The sequence below is a fragment of the Arsukibacterium sp. genome, assembly GCF_036735525.1.
Taxonomy (GTDB): domain Bacteria; phylum Pseudomonadota; class Gammaproteobacteria; order Enterobacterales; family Alteromonadaceae; genus Alishewanella.
Genome location: NZ_DAINOE010000031.1, coordinates 15,348 through 39,203 on the forward strand (window position 1 = coordinate 15,348; position 23,856 = coordinate 39,203).

The following is a 23,856-nucleotide window of genomic DNA, read 5'->3' on the forward strand; positions in this document are numbered from 1 at the left end:
GCTTAACGTCGGGAGATTTAGTCATGAGTGACCACCACCAGCCTTATCGCATCCAGTTTTAATCTGGCTTTGTCTATATAGCTTAAGCCCTGTTGCAGTTGTTGTTGCAGATGGGCTATTTCGGCTGGCCTCACTAAAGGATTAAGCGCACTCAGTGCTTGTAAGCGGCTAATTTCAGCCCCTAAAGCGTGCTGCATATTATTGCTGGCGCTGTGCTGCAGCTGCTGTAATTGCGTTAGTGCCAACGGCTCGGCTTGTGCCAGTAACGGATGAATTAACGTCTGTAACACATTGACCAATTTACTGCCGGTTTGAAGGCCAACCGGCTTTAACTGACGATTGAAATTGTCAAAGGGCACCTTAGCGGCCAGGTTATTCGCTGTTTTATCCAGTAACAGCCTGATAGGAGTAGCGGGTAAATAACGACCTAACTGTAAAGCAGGGGGGGCACTGGCTTCGGCCAGATAAATCAGCTCTAAAAAATAACTGCCTGCCGGTAAGGCTTTATTCGGCAGTAGCGCCACTGAGCTATTACCAAGCTGATCCGCCGTCAAAATATCCAAGGTACCCAGCACCATAGGATGATCCCAGCTTAAAAACTGAATGTCTTCCTGAGCCAGTGCTGTTGCTCTGTCAAAAGTGATACTGGTCCCTTCATCATCAAGACCAGGGTAACTGCTTTGCATCTGCTCTGAGGGCGTTAAAATGATACTGGTGTCAGAGCGATCTTCCTGATGCACTCCCAGTAAGTCCCAGGCTTTAAACATCAGCATCGGCAGTTGTACATCGTTATCGGCTTCAGTCAGCTGATCAGCCAGTTGCTGCGCCTTATGGCCACCGCTGGAGTGCAACTCTAACAACTGATCCCGGCCTTGTTGCAGTTGTTCGGTTAACTGCTGCTGTAACTGCCGTGTTTCGCTAAGTAACTGTGTTACTGCTGCACCACTGGTTTGATTACTGGCCAGTAGCGGCAATAGTGCGGTTTGCTGTGCTTCAAACACCATACGACCGGTTTGACAGGTATGGCTAAACGCATTCAGCCCCTGATGATACCAATCAAGCAACAATTGTTGTGCCTGATCTTTAAAATAGGGCAGATGAATTTGAATGCTATGTTGCTGGCCTATGCGGTCAAGTCGGCCGATGCGCTGCTCCAGCAAATCCGGGTTGAGTGGTAAATCAAATAAGACTAAGTGATGGGCGAACTGGAAGTTACGGCCCTCACTGCCAATTTCAGAGCAAATGAGCACCTGGGCACTGTATTCGTCCTGGGCAAAATAGGCTGCGGCCTTATCGCGCTCAATAATGCTCATGCCTTCATGGAACACGGCCGCGCGGATGCCGGCTTTTTGCCGTAAGGCTTCTTCTATAGCCAAAGCCGTACTGGCCTTGGCACAAATCAGTAAAAATTTGGCTGGCTTGTGTTGTTTAACTAACTGCAGCAAATAATCAATCCTCGGGTCAAATTGCCACCATTGACTATCCTTGCCTTCAAAGGTCTGAAACACCTGCTCAGGGAATAATTGCGCTTGCACCTGCTCCGCTAAAGGGGCATTAAGGTGCAGTGCCTGTTGTACCTTCAAGGCATTAAGGTATTGCTCCGGCATGCTAAGCGGCTGCAGCAGAGGCTGCCGTTGTGGAAAGCCCTGAATAAAAGCCCGGCTGTTTCTGAATAAAATACGGCCGGTGCCATGGCGGTCAAGCAGCTGGTTTACCAGAGCGGTTTTAGCGGCTTGTTGTGTATCGCTATCATCAGATTGCGCATCCGTCAGCCATTGTTCGATGCGGCTGTCAGCGCGACTGTCATTCAACAATAGCTGCAACTCTGCAGCAAGGGCTGCAGATAGCTCAGTTTCGGCCAGCAAGTGCTTGGCGCAGTTGGCAATGTGTTGATACTGCTGCTCCTGCGTTACAAATTGCTGGTAGTCATAAAAGCGCTCCGGGTCGAGTAAGCGTAAGCGGGCAAAATGGCTCTCATGCCCCAGTTGATCAGGAGTGGCGGTTAGTAAGATTAGCCCAGCGGTATCCTGTGCCAGGGCTGCAATACGTTGGTATTCTGTACTGGGCGCATCGGCTTGCCACTGCAGGTGATGCGCTTCGTCAACCACCAGTAAATCCCAGTGGCTGCCTACCGCCAGCTCATGCCAGTTTTTTTTCTTGCTTAAAAACTCGAGGCTACATAATACCAGTTGAGCCGTATCGAAGGGGTTGGCAGCATCCAGTCGTGATTGCTGGCAACGCTCTTCATCAAAAATGGCAAAATGCAGATTAAAACGGCGTAGCATTTCTACCAGCCATTGATGCTGCAAAGACTCCGGCACCACTATCAATACCCGGCTAGCTAAGCCGCAAATTAATTGCTGATGAATAATCAGACCGGCTTCAATGGTTTTACCCAATCCGACTTCATCGGCCAACAGTACTCTTGGCGCATGACGTTTTGCGACTTCTTCGGCAATATACAGTTGATGAGGTATTAAACTGACTCTGGCGCCAGACAAGCCGCGCAAGGGGTTTTGCTGTAAACGGTGTAATTGCTGCCAGCTTTGATAGCGCAATACAAAGCTGTCAAAACGATCAATCTGGCCGGCGAACAACCTATCCTGAGGTTTATTAAAACTGATAAAGTGGTCCAGCATAGTTTCCCGTAAACTGACCTGTTCGCCATTGTCTAAACGGGTCCCCTGATAAATCAGCGTTTGATGTTGTTCGCTGATTGCGCTGACTTCCAGGCTAAAACCGTCTGCACTTTTAATCTGATCGCCAACATTAAAACGCACGCGGGTTAACGGCGCTTCACTTTGTGCATAGCTGCGGGTTTCGCCACTGGCGGCAAACAACACACTGAGCATGCGGCCTTCAACGGCCACTATTGTTCCCAGTCCTAAATCAGATTCCGTATCGCTGATCCAGCGTTGTCCCAGTGCAAAAGTCATCATTCAGTCTACCATCATCAAAAAGGGCGCCATGGTACTAGGAAATCTTAGCAACTGCACGGCCTGCTGTTGGCTTTTTTTACAAGCATCGCCACAGTTGTCATAGTTCTGTCATGACGCAAGGGCAAGGTGGCTTTAACAGCAGGTAATTTTTTCTGCAAATCACTGCTGTTGCACTATGCTTAATCAGGTAGCACATCAACGGAGTTGCTGCTTTTCTATAGGAGCTGTGTATGGCGCGAAAAAAAAGCAAAGAAAAAAAAATTTACGTCCTTGATACCAATATCCTGCTACATGAACCATTCGCTTTTTTAAACTTTCAGGAACACGATGTCGTGATACCCATGACGGTGCTGGAAGAACTTGATCATATTAAAGACCGTAACAAAGATGTCAGCCGTGATGCCCGGGTAGCCATCCGCGCGCTGGAAGATGTGCTGCGAGATGCCAGCCCTGAGCAAATGCTGCAAGGTGTCGCGCTTCCCAGAAATGGCGAACAAGCCGACAGTGGCCACTTATTTATTATCAATGATCACCATATTAAAGATGAAATCCCTGGCTTGCCGGGCGGTGAAAATGATCACCTGATTATTAATACGGCTTTATATCTGCAACGTGAGAAAGGCCCGACCAAGGTCATATTGGTGACCAAAGACATTAATATGCGCTTAAAAGCCAAAGGTGCTGGGCTAAAGCAGGTTGAAGACTATCGCACTGACCAGCTGATTGATGACGTGCGATTTCTGTACAAGGGCTATCATAAATTTTCCGGCGAATTCTGGAGTCAGGTGGGGGAGTGTCGCAGCATCAATGAAGGACGGGATACCATTCATTATGTCAGCCGCAAGGTGTTGCCCAATGCCTATATTAATGAATATCTGATCGATGAGGCAGAGAGCTTTGCCGGTAAGGTACTGGCCATTAACGAGCAGGAAATCAAGATTATTGACTTTGGGGTTGAGCGCTTAATGCATCGGCAGGCCTGGGGCATTCACCCGAAAAATATCTATCAGGCCATGGCGATGCAAGCCTTGCTAGACCCACAAATGGATCTGGTGATTTTAACCGGACCGGCAGGTTGCGGTAAGACCCTGATTGCGCTGGCGGCAGCGTTGGAGCTGGTGATCGAGCGGGGCCATTATGACAAAGTGATTGTCACCCGCAATACCCCCGAGATTGCCGAATCTATCGGTTTTTTACCGGGCACGGAAGAAGAAAAGATGGCCCCCTGGCTGGCTGCCATTACCGACTCATTGGAAGTGCTGCATAAAACCGATGAACATCCGCATGCCAGCGTCAATTACATTATGGAAAAAGCCAATATTCAGTTTAAGTCAGTCAATTTTATGCGCGGCCGCAGCATTCAGAATGCTATTGTCATTCTGGACGAATGCCAGAACCTCAGTGCTGCCCAGCTGAAAACTATCATTACCCGCTGTGGCGAAGGTACTAAGCTGATTTGCTCGGGTAACCTGTCGCAAATTGACAGTAATTATCTGACCGCCGTTACTTCTGGCTTAACCTATATTGTGGAGCGCTTTAAAAACTTTGAGGGGAGCACCACTATTAACCTCAATGGGGTAGTACGCAGCCGCCTGGCTTCTTTTGCCGAGGCAAATTTATAAGTTGATTGACTATTGAGCGGAATAAGTTAGGATTTCGCATGAGCTAATATTGCTGTTGCAAAGGGAGTTGCATGCTTATTCCGGCCTATTCAGATTACCGTCGGACCCTGAAAATGGGTCATATCCTGATTTTTTGCTTAAGCTTGTTAGCGGCACTGGTGCATTATGTGTTGGGGTTGGATAACCGTCTTGCTCAAAGCCGGCTGCAACTTAGCATGCTGTCTATGCAATTAGACTCACAGTTTGCTCCTATAGTGAATTATGGCCAGATGATGCAAAATGTGGCCCGCCTGAAATGGCAATTAGCACAAGACAGTGCGGCACAAACTGAGGCCACTCTCCCCATATTACGGCTGGCAAAGCAAGACCTTGTTAGCCAGCCGTTGGCAGACAGCGAGTTAACTGCTATGCAACGGGCAGAGCTTGCCATGTTGCAGCAACTGGCACCCTACTTTGAGCTGGCAGCAAACAGTCAGCCATTCGTCACCGGGCTGTACTATGTTTCTGAGCAAGGTTTCGCTTTTCATGGCCAGGCTAAGTGGTCAGATTACGTGGCGGAGTCTTTAGCACGTTGGACGGAATCGTCCAAAGAAAAAACCTACGATCGACACCAAACGTTTTATGCGAATTTTTTACCTGAGCAGTCTGCATTAAGCCAGCCTCTTTTTATTGATGAACGTAAAGTGGGGCGTTTTATCTTAGCGGTGCAACTTGATCCTATGCTGGCTGCGCTGCAAAAAATACAAACTGACACCCAGTTTATGTTACTGGATCAGACCGGTGAACTGGTCGCGAGTTCGCATTCTCGTCACACCTTACAATTAGACAAGCATTTATTACAAGTGCAGCGCCTGAACTCAGCGCCCTGGTCACTAGCGGTGTTAGAACGCAAGCAAACACTGCTCACCAGCGGTGCCAGTCGTTTTATTGCGGTCTGGCTGAGTTACTGGGTATTGTTACTGGTAATGCTGTTGCTATGGCAAATGCGTCATCGGCAGAAAGTCCTGTCTCCTTTACACCGTTTGACCTTACACGTTGAACGACTTGCTGAAGCAAAAACAGGTGTACGTCATATCCCTCGTGGCTGGGAGAGTTTATTTACAAAAATTAATGAGCTGACGAAACGCGAGAGTGAAGGCTAATCCTAAGCAGTGTTGCAGATACTTTGGTATAATTAACGGCTATGATAGTGCTCCGTTCTGAAATAGGCAGTATAGGATGAATTCGTTATGCCCTTAATCCGGCAGTTTGAAGCCAGCACCGCCATCAATGCCATTGATTTGTTAGTTGCCGCTGTCCCCGAGTTGAGCAAAGGCCGCCTGAAAGACGCCATGAACAAAGGTGCGGTACAGTTAATGGGCAAGCCGGTAAAGCGCTTGCGCCGGGCGCAAACGCCTTTACCTGCGGGGGCCCGTCTGCAGCTGCATTATGATGAAGCGTTGCTGCAGCGTCAGGCCACAACGTCGGTGCTGTTAGATGATCAGGGGCAGTTTAGTCTGTGGTTTAAACCTGCCGGTGTGTTATCGCAAGGCAATGAGTGGGGCGACCATCTGTCCTTGCTGCGACACGCTGAGCAGCATTTCTCACCGGCCCGCCACGTGTTTTTATTGCACCGGCTTGATCGGGAAGCGTCAGGCCTGGTGTTATTGGCGCATAGCAAAAAGGCTGCGGCAGCCTTTAGCCAGCTGATTGCCCGGCGGCAGATCGAAAAACATTACCATATTCAGGTACAGGGCCTGTTGGCTCCAGACTTGCTGGCGCAAGGGGTGATTACGCAGCCGCTGGACGGCAAGCCCTGTCGCACAGAATTTACGCTATTGAGCACTGATGTTGCGACACAGAGTAGTTGGTTAGCTATCAGGCTAATTAGTGGCCGTAAGCATCAGATCCGCCGGCATTTTGCGGCAATCGGCCATCCGGTGATGGGCGATCCACGTTATGGTCAACAGAATAAATCGGCTAATGGTTTAGCTTTGCAGGCGGTGTCACTGAGTTTTCAGTGTCCCATTCGTCAACATTTGCGGCAGTATCAATTGCCCGCGCAGTGGTGTATTAAACCGGCTCTGTCAACGGCAACCTGAGGGGTTGCTGGTTAATTTCTAATAGCAACTCTGCCAAACGTAAAGCATTTTTCATGTCTGAACGAATATTTGATGAGCGCCATTCACAGGGCCGCGCAGAGGCACAGCTGTAATAAAGATGCCAGTGCGAAGCCTTCTCAGCATGATCTTGCGCCAGCTGACCACCCAGCCACAGGCATTCGCGCAGGGGGCTTAGCTCTTCCGGCTGCCAGGCCGAGCCTAGCATCATGGTTAATGGTAATTGCATTGAGAGTAGTTTTGCGTCAGGCAGCAATGTCTGGCGTTGCTGCTCGACACTGCGCAGCAGGGGGGCTGCTGCCTCGCGCTGATCTTTAGTACTGAACCACAACACATTATCTTCACGTAAAAATTGACGATCAGGTTCGGCCAGGATCAGTTGCTTAATAGCGTTCAACAACTGCTCAACCATGAGCTCGCCATGCCGATATTTCAGTTCTGTCAGGTTTGTCAGACAAATGGCAAACAATTGTGGATCTTTGCCGTGCAGGCTTTGAAGTTGTACTTGTTGTGCAAAAGATGACCATTGCTGTTCCGGCCTTGACAGCGGCAAACTGACCGCCTTTATAGCCCGCAGCCGGCTGCTCCACCACAGTGCCGCTCCCAGCAGTATGGCGACAGCCAATAATAATTGGAATAAGCCCCGCTGACGCTGCGCCAAAGCCAGCTGTTGTTCGAGGTCTTGCAGTAACTGTTGTTGCTGTTGCGAAGCCGATGCTTCCGTCAGACTATTATTCAGGCCCGCAAGTTGTTCTTTCAGTTGCGAAGTGAGCTCTGCAAAACGCAGTTCATGCGCTTGTTCAGCCATTAAATAGGCCTGCTGCCAGTTACCACTGTTGACGGCCAACTCGGCCAATAGCAGATAATAGCGTTGTTGCAGGTATTGTGCGGCTGTGTTGATATCGTGTGCCAGTTCCTCTAATAAGCTGGCTGCCTGTTGCGGTTGTTGCTGCTGCATATACAAACGTGCCAGCGCCAGGCTGCTCTCCTGTTCGTAAGTTCGCACACTTAACTGCCTGAAATGCTGCAAAGCAATATTGTAGTGCTGCTGCGCGATAGCAGGCTGCTGTCGCAATTGGTAAATCCGGCCAAGGCTCTGATTTACGATAGCAGTACGCATTAGATCCTGCGTTTGCTGGCTTATCATCAAGGCTTGCTGTAGATATTGTTCTGCTTTTTCGGTGTCAACCGGCTCTTCTAAATGGGTTTCTGCCAGATAAACCAGCACATAGCTGTAATTAGACAGCCGGTTTAATGCCTGATAGCGCTCCGCTGCTTGCTCTAAATGCACCAGTGCTTGCTGATGAGCGTCCAGCTTGCGATAAGCCATGCCAAGTCTGAAATGGATGGAGGCCAGGGCTTCTTCATCTTCTAACTGTCTTGCCAGTTCCAGCGCCTGCAGTAATTGCTGATTGGCATATTGGTAGCGGTTATCTTGCAACGCCAGTCGGCCCAGCAAAATGCGGGCGGCTAGTTCCCGCGCAGGTTCTTGCAGTAATTCTGCTAATGCCAGGCCTTGCTCTGCAAAATTCAGCGCTGTGGCCAGCTGCCCCAGCTGATTGTAGCCTTGGGCAAAATTGGTTAACACTTCAATATAAAGTTGGCGGGAGCTGGTACTGCGACGCTCTTGTAACAGTTGTTTGGCTTGCTCCAGCTGTTGCAATGCCATCTTGGTATCGCGAAATAAAATACCGTAAATGCGCGCTTTAAGCAGCAAACTACGGGCGATAAACTCCGGATCGCTGCTGGCTGCTGCCGCTTTGTTTACTGATTCGAGCGCGGCTTCTTTATTATCAATAGTCAGATAAGCTTGCGCCATCACCAGATGATCGGCAGCAGTCAGTGTACTGCCGGGGGTGGCTAATAAGCTGGTAAGCACCCTTTCAGTATGCTTGGTGGCGTCTTCGAGGCGCTGAGTTAACTCAGCGGCCAGACTGGCAGTGCTAAGTAGCAGGCTTAACAGCAATAAATAAGATCGCATCATCTGAATGTGTCAAAAATTTTCGCCAGTGTAGCCTGAAATATTAGCAGAAACCAGTCTGGTTAAGCCGATAGTAATTGGTACAGCTGTGAAGACAATATCTGTACCATATGTTGCCGCGCTTGCTGGCTGGCCCAGCCAACATGGGGCGTAATCAGTAGATTGTCCAGTGGCGTCTGCAGTAAGGGCTCATTAGCGTCTGGCGGCTCTGCTGCCAGCAAATCAATTGCGGCAGCGGCCAGTTGGCCTTGTGTTAACGCCTGCAGCAGCGCTGCAGAGTCTACCAGGGCACCGCGGGCACTGTTAATTAAGATGGCTGTTGGCTTCATCATGGCTAAACGGGCAGCATTCATTAGCTGATGTGTGTCTTCGTTCAGTGGGCAATGCAGTGAAACGACATCGGCTTTTGCCAGAGCCTGTTCGAAAGGAGTTCTGCCTGGGCGGCAGACAGCGGCATTAACCCGCTCTGCAATCACGACTGTCATACCAAAAGCCTCTGCCAGCGTGGCTACGCGCTGCCCCAGACTGCCATAGCCCACTAAGGTCATGGTTTTGCCAGCCAGTTCAGTAATAGGGTAATCCATAAAACAAAAATGTTGGCTTTGCTGCCAGCGTCCTTGCTGCACAGCGCGCTGATAAGGCAGCAGTTGATTGCTCAGCGCCAATAACATGGCAAACACCTGTTGCGGTACCGCCGTGTCGGCATAGTGCTGAACATTTGACACCTTGATACCGCGCTGGCGTGCAGCATTAAGATCAATATTATCCATACCGGTGGCAGCCACCAGGATGGCGCTGAGTTGCGGTAAGGCGGCAAGCACGCTGGCATCAAGCTTTACTTTGTTGACAATGGCGATATCGGCTTGTTGCAATCTGTTGATCACTTGCGCTGCAGCAGTATGGCTGTGCAAGGTTCAGCGGGCTCCTGCTTGCTGTAACGGCGATAAATCGGTATCACCCAGGCTACCGGCATCTAAAAAAACCACTTGTTTCATGTGTATTTTACTCTTTTATTCGGCCTGACTGTTATTGGTTAGCGCTAAGGTTATAATAGCGCCTTAAAAATCAGGATTATCACTGGAGTTCACTTTGTTTGCAGCGAAATATCAGGCCGCGGTGTTTGCGTTTATTATGTCTGGTTTTATGGCCTTTTTAATGTCAGGCATTTTAACCTTGATCAATCTGGGTTGGTTTGATGGCTTTGTACTCAGTTGGCTGAAAGCCTATCTGATCGCCCATGCCTGCGCTTTCCCACTGGTGTTTATTTTTGCACCACTAAGTCGACGTCTGACTGCCAGTTTAATTAAACCAGTGGTTAACAGTGTTGTTGATCGCGCCGCTGGCAATGCTGCTGAAAACAACACGGCGAAGCGCTAGCGAAAAACCCTATTAGCGATAGCTGATATCCGAATACATCGGGGCCAGCAGACCCAACAGTTGGTTTTGCGCTGAAATACCGATGCCCTGACGCTGCATCACCTTGATTAACCCTTCGACCAGCGCATCGTAATCAGCCAGGCTGATATTAAAGCCGCGATGGCTCTCTTGCATAGTGCCGCCGCTGTACTGGCAAGGGCCACCGCTAAGCTCGCACAGTTGCTCGGCCAGCAGGCGACGAAAGCGGGGGATATCGGTATCGGCAAAGTGATGTACAATGCGGTCGTCATGTTCAATTTCAAACAGTAAACCATCAACAATCTGCGTTATGCCTTCTTCAGCCCCCAATTGCTGATATAACGAGGGTGACGGCGTCTGGCTGCAGCCGAGTAACGCCAGTGAACATAAGCCCAGCAAGGCGCAGCGTCTGAGGTAGTGTGTTACCATGTTGCCTCCACAGAAAAATAGAGCCCACGTTGTTTGCCCAGGCCAGCAATACTGCCTAAATCAACATAGGCGGCGGTAGCTGAGACATGCTTATTAATAAACCAGGCGACAAAAATATCGCGCCAGTGTTGCTCATTAGCAAAGCCCAGCTGATTTGGCTTTTGTTTAAACTCAGCGCCTATTGCCCAATTGTAATTCAGCAGCAAGGCTGCTGAACCTTCAAATAACAGCTGGTAATCATTATCTTGCGCGCTGCCAAAACCCAGCAAACCAGTTTGGTTAGCCTTAGTGGCCCTGATAGTGCCGTTGAGCAGCAGATTACGGCCGGCCACCTGATGAAACAATAGCTTACTGGCCGCCAGATAGACATCGGTACCTGAGGCACTGCGCGCACCCACGGCCTGCGGTAAGTCAAAGTCCAGATGGCGTTTATGCTGAATACCGACACTGATTTGCGGCATAGCGGTGTAAAGCAATTCGCCCGCCAGATGATACTTTACCGAGAAGATATCCTGGCGCAGCTCGCCACCAAGGGTATCGAGTTTAAATTGCTGACGGGCGTAGGAAAACTCCCAATTATTGTCAAAGCTCAGCGCCACGCCAGCGACATTTAAACTAAAATCATCTACCTGAGCCCGGCTGCCGAAGGCTAATACTGACCATTCATCGCTGCTGGCATAGCCATTTATCACTGCCCAGGGCACTATGCCACCGCCGGCATTGCCTTCAATAGTGGTCACGCCCCCTGTAGCAATAATTTTGCTGCCAGCTATGGCAGCACCACTGAGCAGCAGGCTAATGAACACCAATATCAGGCGGCTAAATGGCGTTAAGGCGCGCATGTATCGTCTCCTTTGTTAAACCAGCTATGGCGATTGTTACTAAACTGCTCTAGCCAACTGCTGAACATCTGTGCCGGCAGCGGTTTACTAAAAAAATAGCCTTGCACCTTATCACAACCGGCATCCAGCAAAGCTTGCAGACCTGCCTGATTTTCCAGGCCCTCTGCCGTTACTGTTAACCCCAGGCCTTTTGCTAACTGGGTGCTGGCCTGCACGATAAGGGCATCATTTTGGTTAAATTCGATATCTTTGACAAAGGCACGGTCAATTTTCAGCTCGTGTACCGGCAGTTGTTTTAAATACGCTAAGGATGACTGGCCGGTTCCAAAATCGTCTATCGCTAACTCAATGCCCATAGCCCCAAGTTGTTGCAGGATCTGCACCGCTTTTACCGTGTCTTGCATCACTGCACTTTCAGTGACCTCTAAGGTTAGCGCCTTTGCGCTAACCTTGTGCTGTTGCAGCAACTGAGCAATTAGCTGCGGTAGGGTATGATCCAGCAAATCCGCCGCTGACAAATTGACGGCTATTTTCAGGTGCTCAAAACGGGGTAACCACAGCGCCAGTTGGCTAATGACGCTGTTGAGCATCCAGCGCGAAATCAGCTGAATATTACCCGAGTGCTCGGCCAGTGCAATAAACTCATCAGGGGGTAAAAAGCCCAGTTCCGGGTGTTGCCAGCGGATCAACGCCTCGGCTGCCTGACATTGCTGCAGCTGAATATCAACTTTAGGTTGGTACACCACAAACAACTGATCACTGCTCAGGGCTGCGGGCAAACCGGCAATGATTTGTAATTCACGCTGATGGCTTTCATCCTGGCCCTGTCTGGCGTTATTCAGGGCAATATCCACCCGGCGCAGTGCATCTTGCAGGCTGGTTGCCGCTGTAAAAGGGTAAATACCCATCGCCAGTTTTAATGAGATATAAGAGCCTTTCAAATCAAAGGGCTGTACCAGTTCGCTATACAGTTGCTGCAGTAAAGTATCGCTTAAGGCTTGCTGGTAAACCAAGACAAATTCATCACCGCCTAAGCGTGCCAGAAAACTCGCCGCAGGTTGCAACTGACGCAAGCGGGCTGCCAGTTGCTGTAATAACAAATCACCATTCTGGATGCCCAGCGCATCATTAATATGTTTAAATTTTAAAATATTTAGCTGAATTAAATAGCCTGGTTGCTGCAACAAAGCGGGTAGCTGATGCTCAACGGCCAGCCGGTTAGCCAGGCCGGTCAGTAAGTCTTCTTCTGCTTGCTGGCGAATAAGGGTTTCGCGTTGTTTAATCGCTTGCTGCATATTGACCAGGGTGTCAGTCAGAATGCCCACTTCATCAGCACTGCTTTTGGGTGGCTGCGCGCTTTTGCCCTGTCCAATAGCCCGGGCAAAACTGGTTAATTGCGCCAGCGGTTTAGCAATGGTGCCGGCAAACAAAAAAGCGGCAATCAACGCCAGGGTTAAGCCAATACCAAAGACTTGCAGTAGTTGTAATCTCAGTTGCTGGTAGCTGGCCAGCCAGCGCTCGTTAGGTAGATGCAACATGGCCCACAGTTGCTGTTGCTGATCTATGGCAAAACTTTTAGAAATAAAATTTTGTGCCGGATCTGCCAGTGCTTCTTCGGGACTCTGTTGCAATTGTTGCAAGGTCGCGGTGAGGGTCAGACTTTGTCTGGGGGTAAGGGTGGATGTCAGGTGGCTATTGGCGCGCTCATCCTGTAAGGCAAAGCTGATATCCAGCCCGGTAATGCCTTTGATTTGCACGGCCAACGCCTGATCTACTTCAAAATCCATGCCTACCCAGCCAATGATTTGCGGTGCCCTTACTGGCACCAACACCAGCTGATATGCCTTGCCATCTAATAGCAGGATGTCATTAATGGCATCTTGTTGCTGCATCCTTGAAAACAGCGGCATGATGTCTGTTTTGTCGAGCTGTGCATTTGTACTGGCTAAGAGTTCGCCATCAACCGCTAACAATAACGATAAGCTGGCATTAATTCTGTTGCCATGATTTTCCAGCACGGATTGCAAGGTTTCCTGCTCAGCCAGCGCGATAGCCTGGCGAAAACCAAAATCGGCAGCTAGTAAACGCACGCTGTTACTTAATTGCCCGGCTCGCGCGCTCATGGCTTGTTCAAATACTTTTGAGGCCACCTGCAGCATTTGCTGACCCTGCTGGTTGCTGTCTTTTTTTCATAGCCGTTAAGGTGGCAAAACCCGTGGCCAGCATCAGCACACTGAGTAACAGCACAAAAATCAGAATTAATTTACTTCGAAGCGAACTAAGCATGCGGTTCCTGTGTAGTTAGCGGCCAAAACCGCGTTGGGGTGGCGCAGGTTTTCGTTGCTGTAGATCTATTGCCAGTGTGTTGGCCAGCGTTAAATCAGTGCTGATCTCAAATTCAGTGACCTCTGGGCTTGCTATTTGCCATGGATGCCACAGCAGTAATTGATAGCGGCCGGCTGGAAGTTGCGGCAATACTACCTGGCCATCGTTATCTGTTACCGCCACTAAGCCGGTTTCGCCCACATATATATAAGCCTGCATATAATCATGAATATTGCAGCCCAGGGCCACTATACCAGTTTTATCAAAAGTAACTGGCGCTTCGGGAGTATCGGCATAGAGTTGAATTTCGAACACTTTAGCGGGCGAAAACGAATACACATGATGCCGGGTACGGTCAAAGTTTGGAAAATCGACCTGGCTGCCAACACTGATGGCACTGACAAAGGGAATAAAGGTTAATTCTTGCTGGGCAACCTGAGTGCGTGCAGGCTGGGTTTGTTGCGATGGCAAGGGCTCGTTGCTGAGCGGTTTAAGTTCAATGACAGCATCAGCCAGCGGTTGCTGTTGCTGATTAACCAGTTGTACCGTCAGACTGTTGGCGTTAACGGTACCGGACCAGTGCAGCAGCAAGGCCATTAAACAACTGACGATAAAAACGCATTTCATAAAACCTGTCAGTGTTAACTACTTAGGTATTTACCATAGCAAGGACTGGCTGCAGCGACAAATAGAATCTTAATCTGACAGAACTAAATGCGGCTATTATACCCTTAAGTGCGTTGGCAGGTGATCAGGGTTCGAACGGAACAGGCAGAACAGGCGTTGTAAAGTCAGCTTAAGGCGACAGTGGGGATGAATTGCGTTATTATAGAGCGCTATTTTTGTGGAGTATTAACAGTGAATTCTTCGTTTAAACAACAAGCCAGTGCCTGGCAGCGGCAGTTTGCGCAGCGTCAGCGGGGTAATATTTTTCAGCGCATTTTGGCCTGGTTAGTGCTGGGGGTGATGCTGGTGGTGGCGGCAGCACTGTTGTTGTTTATGTTGCTGCTTAGCTGGCTGGTGATCCCGATAGTGATTTATCGTTACCGGCAAAAAATGCGCCGCTTTGCACAGGCCGCACAACAAGCCGGCTATGGCCAGGCAGAGCAGCCACAAGCTGCAGCACGAGGCGATAGCCGGGTCATTGAAGGTGAAGTTATTCGCAAGGACGAGCGCTAAACAGACTGTATCGCCAGTTTGCTCTGAATATAATCGCTGTGCCGGATAAACAACAAATCGGCGATTTTGCGCAGCATGGCTTCTTCGTTCGGGTCCAGCTCGCCATCGGCATAGGCCACTTTCCATAACTGATCTAACAAGGCTAACCTGTCAGCGTAAGCTAAGGCCTTTAATTTAGAAGTAAAGGCGTGCAGGCAGGTCGCATCCAGCGCTTGTGCTAAGGCGGCATTAAACACCGGCTCAGCGGCCTCAGCAGTTAACGCATATTCCTGTTGTAAATAATGCAGTACCAGATCATGCTCTTGTTGCTCTGAGCTGAAATCGGCATGGGCCAGTTGCAGCATCAATACGACTGACAGGTACTGTTGCTCACTGACTCCGGCTTGTTGCCAGGGGTGTTGCTGGCCACCGCCTTGCCAGTCGGCATTGGCTTTTTCCAGCAGATTTTTAAATAAATTAAACATAGTCTCTCCACTGCTGCGACGCTCGCCGCTTGATTTGCTTGAGACGCAACCCCATTCAAACAGTTCCGCCATCAGGCCGTTAAGGATACCAAACTTTGCCCCTACTGATACTGCTATTGCTAGCCAGCCTGATTATCGGCCTGGTACTGGCGCAGCACCCCTGGCGTCGTTATCAGCGTAAGCGCATTATGCAACAGGCTTTTCCGGCCAGCTGGCGGGCTATCCTGAAGCAACGTATGCCGTATTTCCGGGCTTTGCCGGCCGATTTGCAGTTGCAGTTAAAAAAGCATATGCAAGTATTTATTGCTGAAAAACGCTTTATTGGTTGTGAGGGTGTTACGGTAACAGATGAGATGCGGGTCACTATTGCCGCCCAGGCCTGCCTGTTGTTGTTAAACCGGCCCGATTATTATTACCCTAAGTTGCAGCAAATTTTAATTTATCCGGCCGCCTTTGTGGTGCACGGCCAGGCAGCAGATGCCGCCGGCGTGGTCAGTGAGCAGCGGCGGGTGTTAAGTGGTGAGTCCTGGGGTCAGGGTAAGGTAGTGCTAAGCTGGCAGGATGCGCTGCAGGGCGCGGCCCAGCCGCATGATGGCCGCAATGTGGTGATCCATGAATTTGCCCATCAGCTGGATCAGGAGAAAGGTCAGGCCACCGGTGCACCGCAGTTAAGCCGCAGCAACGACTACCAGCAATGGTCTGCGGTGATGCAACAGGCGTTTGATCAGCTACAATTGCAAACAGCAAATGGCGAAAGGGGACTACTCGATGGCTATGGTGCCACTAACCCGGCGGAGTTTTTTGCAGTTATTTCAGAAGTGTTTTTTGAGCAACCTGAGCCATTGCAGACACAGTATCCGGCGTTATACCAGCAACTCAGCCAGTTTTACCGGATCAACCCGCTAAGCTGGCAGTAGGTGATCTGGTGCAGTATTTCAAGCATACTGATATTTATCAGAATTTATTTAGCTTACTGCGATATCAGGCAATGTTAACTGGATCTTAGCGCATTACATATGGAACAAAGATGACCTTAAAACCTACTGTAGCGGTCTGCTGGATATTCGTGGCGTTGTCGGTCTGCAGTGTTAGCCTGATAGCCGATACGGTACCGGTCAGTGTGGTGCAGCCTGAGCAACAAAGTATTGGCCAGCAATTAAGTCTGAGTGGCACCCTGAGGGCACGGCAACACGCACGTTTGTCAGCCAGAATGGAGGGCCTGGTCGCCCGGGTACTGGTAGATGCCGGTGATAGCGTAAAAGCAGGTCAGGTATTGCTGGAATTAGACCCGGCACTGGCACAGCGGCGCTTGCAGCAATTAGTGGCCGCCAGCCAGGTCAGCACTTCCGAGTGGGAGGAAGCGCAGCGGCTGGTTAGCGAAGCTGAGCAGCTCAGTGCACAGCAATTATTTCCGCAAACAGAGTTAGCTCTTCGTCAGGCCAATCTGGCGCGGGCGACGGCGTTGCAGCAGCAAGCGCAAGCCGCTTTGGCGCAACAACAGGAAGTGCTGGACCGGCATCAGCTGATTGCGCCCTTTAGCGGCGTTATTGCCGCCAAACTGACGGAAGCCGGGGAATGGGTCAATCTGGCCAGTCCGGTGCTGGAACTGGTGGCACTGAGCCCCTTGTATCTGGATGTGCAAATGCCGCAAGAGCATTTTCAAAGCCTTTTGCAATTACAACAGGTTAGGGTGCGCAGTGATATGCAACCTGATGTCGAGCTTGATGCCCAGTTGCTGGCGACAGTGCCGGTGATTGACGCTGCTGCCCGCAGTTTTCTGGTGCGCTTACAGCTTGAGCCGCAAGCCGGCATGGCTCAGCTTTTGCCCGGCACCTCTGCCAGCGCGCTGTTTAGTTTGGCTGCAGCTGAAAGACAGAGTGTCGTGGTGCCGGCCGATGCCATTTTGCGTCACCCGGATGGCAGCTTTAGTGTATTTTCTGTGCGCGATAATACCGCTTACCGGCGTTTAGTGACGCTGGGGCGGCGCACTGCCAATGGTGTGGAGGTACGCGCTGGGTTACCCGAGGGGGAAGCGATGGTTGTCCGCGGCAATGAAACCCTCAGAGACGGCCAACAGGTTCGGATCAGCTCCCTTCAGGACTAAGCCCAACAGCAGTTAAGGAGACTTCATGCTGGCAGCAGGTATTCGACACGGCACTATTATTGCGGTAGTGGTGTTAATTATTGCCGTGTTGGGTATAGCCGCGGCCATGCGTATTCCGGTGCAAATGATCCCGGACTTAGAAGTGCGTACCATCAGTGTGGTAACCGGCTGGCCGGGCGCGACGCCGCAAGACATTGAGAAAGAAATTCTGATTGAGCAGGAGCGTTACCTGCGTAATCTTCCCAACTTACAACGAATGACGTCGCTGGCAGGCACCGGCTCTGCCACTATAGAGCTCGAGTTCCCTTTTGGCGTGGATATCAATGAAGCGCTGATCAGGGTGAGCAATGCCCTGAGCCAGGTTAACGCCTACCCGGAGAATGTTGATCAGCCAAGGCTGTTTAGCAGCTCGTTTTCCAGCAATGCGTTTATGTTTTTCCGACTGATGCCGCTGCCTGGCAACCCGCTGGGGCTGGATATGGATATGGTGCGGGATTACGCTGAAGATTATGTGCGGCCTCGCATGGAGCGGGTACCGGGTGTCTCTGAAATTGGGGTCAGTGGTGGTGGGGCACGCCAGGTGCAGATCTTAGTGGATCCGGCCCGGCTGGCGCAGCGCGGTATCAGTATGACTGATATTCGTCAGGCGATTCGCAGCCGCAATACCGATGCTTCGGCCGGCGATATCGACAGTGGTAAACGTCGTTATTTACTGCGTATGGTGGGGCGTTTCAGTGATTTATCCGAGCTTGAGAACCTGATCCTGTTGCAGCGGGGCGATAGCCAGGTGCTGTTAAAAGATGTGGCCGAGATTAAGTTAGACCATTTTGAAGTGCGCGATCTGGCTTTTTCGGATGGCGAGCGCACGCTGAGTTTGTCGGTACGCCGTGAAAGCGGCTCTAATGTTATTGATATTAAAAATGCCATGCTGCCGGAAGTGGAGCGGATGAATCAGGATATGCTGGCCGCCAATGGCCTGCAATTGCGCCTGGTGAGCGATGATGTGCGCTATGTGCAAAGTTCTATTGCCAATGTCTGGACTAATCTGGGCCTGGGCGCGCTGCTGGCTACGCTGGTGATGTATTTATTTTTACGCTCGCCACGCGCCACCCTGGTCGGTGTTATTGGCATTCCGATCTGTACCATAGCGGCCTTTTTAGGCTTGCTGGCATTTAACCGTACTATTAATGTCATTTCATTAGCAGGCATTGCTTTTGCCATCGGTATGACCGTCGATAACACTATAGTGGTGCTGGAAAGCATAGAGCAGGCGCGGCGGCGTGGCTTAACAAGATTAGCCGCGGCCATCAGCGGGGTACAGGATGTGTGGCCGGCGGTGCTGGCATCCACTATGACCACTGTGCTGGTGTTTGCGCCAATTTTGTTTATTGAGCAGGAAGCCGGACAGCTGTACTCCGATATCGCCATTGCCATCGCCTCGGCGATTATCGCGTCTATGCTGGTCGCCGTATTTGTGGTGCCGGCGGCCATTGCCCGGCTGGGTTTTGGCTCTGGCGTAGCCTTAACGGAGCAAGTCACGAAAGCCGGCGTGTTACTGCGTGGCGTTAGCCAGCTTATCAGCAGCGGCCAACGCCGGTTGCTCACTATCTTCATTACTCTGGCGGTCACCGTAGTTGCTGGCTGGATATTAATGCCGCCGGCCGAATATCTGCCAGAAGGAGAAGAGCCTAAGGCGTTTTCGTCGATGATAGCGCCACCGGGTTATAACTTATCGGAAATGGCGCTAATTGCCGAAGAAATTAAAGCCCAACTTAATGATGCCGTGAATGCGGATCCCGAACGCTTTAGCCGCGGTGAAACCCCTATGCCATCATTGCAATATTACTCGTTAAGTGTGTCGGTGGGGCGCATCCGGGTATTAAGTGAGCCGACCCGGCCCGCTGACATTGATGCCATGATGAATGCAATGACCAGCATGTTCCGCCAATACCCGGGCATGCGGGCGTTTTCCGCCAGGGGATCGATTATTTCCAGTAATGATGGCGGCACCCGAGCCGTTGCGCTGGATATTTCCGGCCCACAGCTGGCCGACTTGTACCAGACTGCCGAAGCGGCCTACCGGGCAGCAGAGCAATTGTTCGACAACCCTCAACTGAATTCCAACCCTTTGTCGCTATCACTGGATCAGCCGTTAATTGAAATCAGGCCACGCTGGGCCAGGCTGGCCGAATTAGGCTTTAATACCGCCGATTTTGGCTTTGCCGTGGCCGCGCTCAGTGATGGTGCCTTTGTCGATGAGTTTTTTATGCTGGATGATAAAGTGGATATCTTTTTATTCAGCAACGCTGGCGCCAACCAGCAATTAGAGCAATTGGCGCAGGCACCGGTATTAACACCGACGGGTGCAATTTTGCCGTTAAATGCGCTGGCCGATTTGGTAGAAGTGGCTGATAGCGCCAATTTACGCCGGGTTGATGGCCGCCTTACCGTGACGCTGTATATTATCCCGCCGCGCAATGTGGCGCTGGAAACCGCAGTGGCCAGAGTGCAGGATGAGCTGGTGCCACAGTTACAACGGGCTGGCAATATCGTCCCGGGGGTCAATATCAGTATCTCAGGTGCGGCCGATCAGCTTGATGCGACCAAAGCCGCCCTGGGCGGTAACTTTGCTATTGCTGTGGTATTAATTTACCTGTTGCTGGTGGCCATTTTTACCCACTGGGGTTACCCGCTGTTTATTCTGGCGACGGTGCCGCTGGGGTTAGCCGGTGGTCTGGTAGGCTTGGCGCTGGTTAATGGCCTGGGTTACTTGCTCAGTGCGCTCGGTTTGCCGGGCATTACACAGCCTTTTGATATGATTACTATGCTGGGCTTTTTAATTCTGCTGGGTACTGTGGTGAATAACCCGATTTTAATTGTCGATCAAAGTCGCAAAAACCTTCAGCAGGCAGGGTCTGATGTGATAGCGGCAGTGACCGCTGCGGTCTCGACCCGCTTGCGGCCCATTTTAATGTCAACGGCAACGACCATATGCGGCCTGGCGCCGCTGGTTTTTATTCCGGGTGAGGGTACTGAGCTGTATCGTGGGGTGGGTATTATTGTATTAACCGGTTTAGTTTGCTCTACAGTGATAGCGCTGACATTTTTACCGGCGTTATTAGTGACAATAATGCAGTGGCAGCAGCGCGCGGCTAAGACATAAACAGGTATTTGATCAGGTAAGCGCCAACCATAATGATCATTAACGGGAATATCCATTTCGAGTATTTGGCGATGTCTTCTTCGCTGGATTTTTTGCCAAATTTTTCTACTAAGGTCACCACCAAAAACAGGCTGACAAATAAGATCACCAGAACGGTCAATAAGTTACCCATAGCGCTGCATCCTTAATCTAGTAAACAATTAAAGGCTGCAGCTTAGCATTGCCCGGCAATAGCTGCAAAATTTCTACTATCAGCCATCCGCCCTGACCGTTATGATGCTAACAACAGAGAGAACTCAAGCAGCTTATGGCCCAAATCGAACTCGACAGTGGTTACTATCTGCAGCATTTTAACGAGCTGCTGCAATTTGTGACTAAGCATTATCAGCCAGTGTTAACCCCCGACAGCTGCGCCTACATTGATGATTTTGCCGTCTTAACCGAGCGTGCTCAACAATTGCTGGTGCGCATGCTTAACCGCAAAGGTCTGGTGTTTAGCGATGCAGAATTACACTACGCGGAAATAGGCGAGGTGGCGCCGGTACTGGCGGAACTGACGGCGCAGGGTTTTGTGTCAGCCTTGATAAGCAGTGATTTAAGCGATTTTTGGCTGAGGCTAACCAAAGACAGGCTGTGGCAATTGCTGCAGCTGGCGCAACTTAACTGCCCCAGGCAGTGGGCGGAGCTCACCGCTACTGTGCCGGTGAAAAAAAGCCAGACTAAACCGCTGTTGCTGGGCGCGGCCTTAAAGCTGCCGGTTAATTGGCTGGCGCTTATTGAGCAATTACCAGAGCGTTATGTGGCGCTGCGCCGCCAGGATGCGCTGAATTATCTGTATTTTCTGTATTTTGGCCGTATTGAGGCCAATTTATCACTCTTTACCTTGCGTGATTTAGGGATCCGGCAAAGCGGCCAGTTTAAACAGCAGTTTCAGCCGCGCTTTACTGAGGCCAGTCAGGCCTTGCTTGCCTATCAGCTGGCCAAAGCCAAACCGGCCATTATCGAGCTGGCCAAGCACCTGAAAAAACAGCCAGATAGCGCACAGCCGCTGTTAAGCCAGTGGCTTAGCGACGTAAGCCAGTGGCCAGTCGCTGCGGATAACGGTGGCGGCGAAGATCAAGCCCTGCAACTTAAGCGCAGTGAGCGCTGTTATCAGCTGGGGAAACTGGCCGAGCAATATAAGCTTAATGAGTTAGCGATTAATTTTTACCAGCTGAGTAATGGCTTTCCGGCCAGTGAGCGTTTAGCTAGATTGTACTGGGGCCAGAATGATACCGAGCGTTGTCAGACATACTTGCAGCAACTGCTGGCCGATCCCAGTTGTGATGAAGAGTGGCTGTTTGCCGAAGATTTTTACCGGCGCAAGTTTAACCCCAGCGGCGGCATCCAGCGCTCCCAGCTTACCCAGTTACTGCATGATGCGCCGATAGTCGGCGTAGACGAGCTGTATCTGGGCCAGGCCGAGCAAGGTTTAATGGCACATTATCAGGCTCAGGGCTACAAGGTGTTTCACAGTGAGAATAACCTGTGGCTCTCGCTATTTGGCCTCTGGTTCTGGCATGAGTTGTTTGAACATGAACAAAGCGCCTTGCATAACCCTTTTGAACGGCGGCCGCGTAACTTAGCCGGTGGCGGCTTTTATCAGCAATTTGCTAAAGAGATAGAGCAAAAACTGCAGCAGCTCACTGCGCCTAATGCTACGAGCCAGTTGCTGGCCGCCATTAGCGCGCACTATGGCAAAGCCAATAGCGTGTTTTACTGGCATAGCGATTTAGCCGAGCAGCTGTTGCCGCTTATTCAGTTTGCACCGCGAATCCCGAGTGAACAGCAAGGCGAGGATGGCCAAAGCAGCCTGGCGCCCCTATTGCGCGCCATGGCCCAGGATTTAAAGCGCCACGCAAGTGGCTACCCCGATTTACTGCTGATTAAAGACGGTGCTGTTGAGTTTATTGAAGTGAAAGCGCCCGGCGATAACATTCAGCGCCACCAGTTAGCCCGGCTACTGGCGCTTAACAACGCTGGTTTTAGTGCCCGCATAGAAAAACTGCAGTGGATAGTCGACCCTAATCGTATTTATGTGGTGCTGGATGTCGAAACCACTGGCGGTAAGGCTGGCTTGGATAGGGTAATTGAAATAGGTGCGCTAAAAGTGCAGGCCGGCGAGGTGCTGGATTCCTTTAGTACCCTGATTAACCCACAGCGTTATATCCCGTCTTTTATCACCCGGCTCACCGGCATTAACAGCGCCATGGTGGCCAATGCCCCGACCTTTGCCGAAATAGCCGGCAAGCTCAGTGCGTTTTTACAAGGCGCGGTCTTTGTCGCCCATAATGCCAAGTTCGATTACGGCTTTATCCGCAGCGAATTCACCCGGCTGGACATGCCGTTCGCGATGCCGCAGCTATGCACGGTAGTCAATATGCGCCGCTACTATCCGGGGCTGCAATCTTATAGCCTGGGCAAGCTGTGCGAAGAGTTTGACATTAGCCTCACCAACCACCACCGCGCGCTGGATGATGCAACCGCTACGGTGGAGTTGTTGAAGTTGATTAATGCCAGGCGCACTGTCGCTCAGTAAGGCTGATTGCGACTTAAGCAGAATCACGATAAATCACTGTTTAAAGTCACCATTTCGCATGCTGAGTTTTTTATCCGCAACTCGCGGCTACAGAACCCGTAGTTTGCAATCGCATAAAATGTTACAAGATAAAAATTCTTGATTTACATTCAGCTACAGGAATAGACTCAGGCAATGAAAAAACGCAGAGGAAGTTCTGTCTGCATCTTGCGGGTACAGATCCTTTGAATAAGTTGTTAGTTTGCAAGGAGCGTAGGTGCTAAATAAAGAGTTGTCCGAACTATTAAAGAAAGCTCGCTCAAGCCTAAATGAGTTACTTGCTGTTGAACCAGATAGTCATCATCAGCTACTACTTGAGCTTTATCATGATGTAGAGTTAGGTTTGAAGGATGCAAGTGAGTATCCTACGTCGCGACATCTTTTTTGGGACACACCAAAGAGTGAACTCGAAGAAAAGTGCCTCAATGATGCGGTTATAGTATTTCAGTTTGTACGTAGTTTGGCGACAAATGCAAACTAACAAGTAATTAAACAGGGATTAAAAACGTGTGGGCTTTTCGCGTCGCTCAATTTTACAAAAAACTCAGCGAGCATAAAAATGCATAACAAACGCAGTCACAATCGGCCACTGCGTGGCCTGGACCTCAACCGCTGCGCGGGTTTCGATCTGTGCTGCGGGCGTTAGAGAGTCAGATGTCAGATCTGAGCAAGTTGATCGACCTTTTATACGCAGCCC

19 protein-coding genes are annotated in these 23,856 nt (G+C 50.6%); 10 read left to right on the forward strand and 9 right to left on the reverse strand.

The genetic code is table 11. The annotated features are described in order from the left end of the window. Window positions 1-17: 17 nt before the first annotated feature. Window positions 18-2,939 (reverse strand): RNA polymerase-associated protein RapA, encoded by a 2,922-nt coding sequence (rapA, locus tag V7D78_RS08070; RefSeq protein WP_442886516.1) that lies wholly within the window; start codon window positions 2,937-2,939, stop codon window positions 18-20. 230 nt (window positions 2,940-3,169) lie between these two features. On the opposite strand from rapA, the gene V7D78_RS08075 reads away from it, so the two are divergent. From V7D78_RS08075 to V7D78_RS08085, 3 genes are all read left to right on the forward strand, one after another. Continuing rightward, window positions 3,170-4,561, forward strand: coding sequence for a PhoH family protein (locus tag V7D78_RS08075; protein WP_333607933.1), 1,392 nt, complete (start codon window positions 3,170-3,172; stop codon window positions 4,559-4,561). Window positions 4,562-4,632: 71 nt separating this feature from the next. Further along, window positions 4,633-5,703 carry a cache domain-containing protein gene (locus V7D78_RS08080; protein WP_333607934.1) on the forward strand — a complete coding sequence of 357 codons (1,071 nt, stop codon included), beginning with the start codon at window positions 4,633-4,635 and terminating at the stop codon, window positions 5,701-5,703. Window positions 5,704-5,790: 87 nt separating this feature from the next. After that, window positions 5,791-6,642, forward strand: coding sequence for an RluA family pseudouridine synthase (locus V7D78_RS08085; RefSeq protein ID WP_333607935.1), 852 nt, complete (start codon window positions 5,791-5,793; stop codon window positions 6,640-6,642). Here V7D78_RS08085 and V7D78_RS08090 read toward each other — a convergent pair. Continuing rightward, window positions 6,614-8,644, reverse strand: coding sequence for a hypothetical protein (locus V7D78_RS08090; RefSeq protein ID WP_333607936.1), 2,031 nt, complete (start codon window positions 8,642-8,644; stop codon window positions 6,614-6,616). The genes V7D78_RS08085 and V7D78_RS08090 overlap by 29 nt on opposite strands. 59 nt (window positions 8,645-8,703) lie before the next feature. Continuing rightward, on the reverse strand, window positions 8,704-9,552 hold the full coding sequence (locus V7D78_RS08095; RefSeq protein WP_333607937.1) for an NAD(P)-dependent oxidoreductase: 849 nt from the start codon (window positions 9,550-9,552) through the stop codon (window positions 8,704-8,706). Window positions 9,553-9,730: 178 nt separating this feature from the next. On the opposite strand from V7D78_RS08095, the gene V7D78_RS08100 reads away from it, so the two are divergent. Continuing rightward, complete coding sequence (locus V7D78_RS08100) at window positions 9,731-10,018, forward strand: DUF2798 domain-containing protein (protein WP_333607938.1); 288 nt, start codon at window positions 9,731-9,733, stop codon at window positions 10,016-10,018. A gap of 12 nt (window positions 10,019-10,030) precedes the next feature. Here V7D78_RS08100 and V7D78_RS08105 read toward each other — a convergent pair whose 3' ends face one another. The 4 genes from V7D78_RS08105 to V7D78_RS08120 form a co-directional block, all read right to left on the reverse strand. After that, complete coding sequence (locus V7D78_RS08105) at window positions 10,031-10,465, reverse strand: group I truncated hemoglobin (protein WP_333607939.1); 435 nt, start codon at window positions 10,463-10,465, stop codon at window positions 10,031-10,033. Beyond that, complete coding sequence (locus tag V7D78_RS08110) at window positions 10,459-11,307, reverse strand: DUF3034 family protein (RefSeq protein WP_333607940.1); 849 nt, start codon at window positions 11,305-11,307, stop codon at window positions 10,459-10,461. Before V7D78_RS08110 ends, V7D78_RS08105 begins: the two co-directional genes overlap by 7 nt. Continuing rightward, window positions 11,295-13,466, reverse strand: a complete 2,172-nt coding sequence (locus V7D78_RS08115; protein WP_333607941.1) for a putative bifunctional diguanylate cyclase/phosphodiesterase — start codon at window positions 13,464-13,466, stop codon at window positions 11,295-11,297. The genes V7D78_RS08110 and V7D78_RS08115 overlap by 13 nt, the downstream gene beginning before the upstream one ends. 142 nt (window positions 13,467-13,608) lie before the next feature. Next, window positions 13,609-14,259: a methylamine utilization protein gene (locus V7D78_RS08120; protein WP_333607942.1), complete on the reverse strand. Its 651-nt coding sequence runs from the start codon at window positions 14,257-14,259 to the stop codon at window positions 13,609-13,611. A 186-nt stretch (window positions 14,260-14,445) separates the two neighbouring features. Here V7D78_RS08120 and V7D78_RS08125 point away from each other — a divergent pair, with 186 nt between their 5' ends. After that, window positions 14,446-14,811, forward strand: coding sequence for a hypothetical protein (locus V7D78_RS08125; RefSeq protein WP_333607943.1), 366 nt, complete (start codon window positions 14,446-14,448; stop codon window positions 14,809-14,811). Here the strand turns inward: V7D78_RS08125 and V7D78_RS08130 are convergent. Then, window positions 14,808-15,275: a tellurite resistance TerB family protein gene (locus tag V7D78_RS08130; protein WP_333607944.1), complete on the reverse strand. Its 468-nt coding sequence runs from the start codon at window positions 15,273-15,275 to the stop codon at window positions 14,808-14,810. The genes V7D78_RS08125 and V7D78_RS08130 overlap by 4 nt on opposite strands. A gap of 95 nt (window positions 15,276-15,370) precedes the next feature. On the opposite strand from V7D78_RS08130, the gene V7D78_RS08135 reads away from it, so the two are divergent. The 3 genes from V7D78_RS08135 (at window position 15,371) to V7D78_RS08145 (ending at window position 20,542) form a co-directional block, all read left to right on the forward strand. Then, window positions 15,371-16,192, forward strand: a complete 822-nt coding sequence (locus V7D78_RS08135) for a zinc-dependent peptidase (protein ID WP_333607945.1) — start codon at window positions 15,371-15,373, stop codon at window positions 16,190-16,192. 110 nt (window positions 16,193-16,302) lie between these two features. Then, window positions 16,303-17,379: an efflux RND transporter periplasmic adaptor subunit gene (locus V7D78_RS08140; protein ID WP_333607946.1), complete on the forward strand. Its 1,077-nt coding sequence runs from the start codon at window positions 16,303-16,305 to the stop codon at window positions 17,377-17,379. A gap of 25 nt (window positions 17,380-17,404) precedes the next feature. Continuing rightward, window positions 17,405-20,542 (forward strand): efflux RND transporter permease subunit, encoded by a 3,138-nt coding sequence (locus V7D78_RS08145; RefSeq protein ID WP_333607947.1) that lies wholly within the window; start codon window positions 17,405-17,407, stop codon window positions 20,540-20,542. Here the strand turns inward: V7D78_RS08145 and V7D78_RS08150 are convergent. Continuing rightward, window positions 20,532-20,714, reverse strand: coding sequence for a hypothetical protein (locus V7D78_RS08150; RefSeq protein WP_333607948.1), 183 nt, complete (start codon window positions 20,712-20,714; stop codon window positions 20,532-20,534). The two genes, V7D78_RS08145 and V7D78_RS08150, sit on opposite strands and share 11 nt — an antisense overlap. A 135-nt stretch (window positions 20,715-20,849) precedes the next feature. Here V7D78_RS08150 and V7D78_RS08155 point away from each other — a divergent pair, with 135 nt between their 5' ends. Both V7D78_RS08155 and V7D78_RS08160 read left to right on the forward strand, forming a co-directional pair. Then, the gene (locus V7D78_RS08155) at window positions 20,850-23,120 is read left to right on the forward strand and encodes an exonuclease domain-containing protein (protein WP_333607949.1); all 2,271 of its coding nucleotides are present in this window, start codon (window positions 20,850-20,852) and stop codon (window positions 23,118-23,120) included. Window positions 23,121-23,376: 256 nt separating this feature from the next. Further along, the gene (locus tag V7D78_RS08160; RefSeq protein WP_333607950.1) at window positions 23,377-23,640 is read left to right on the forward strand and encodes a hypothetical protein; all 264 of its coding nucleotides are present in this window, start codon (window positions 23,377-23,379) and stop codon (window positions 23,638-23,640) included. The last annotated feature ends 216 nt before the right edge of the window (window positions 23,641-23,856 follow it).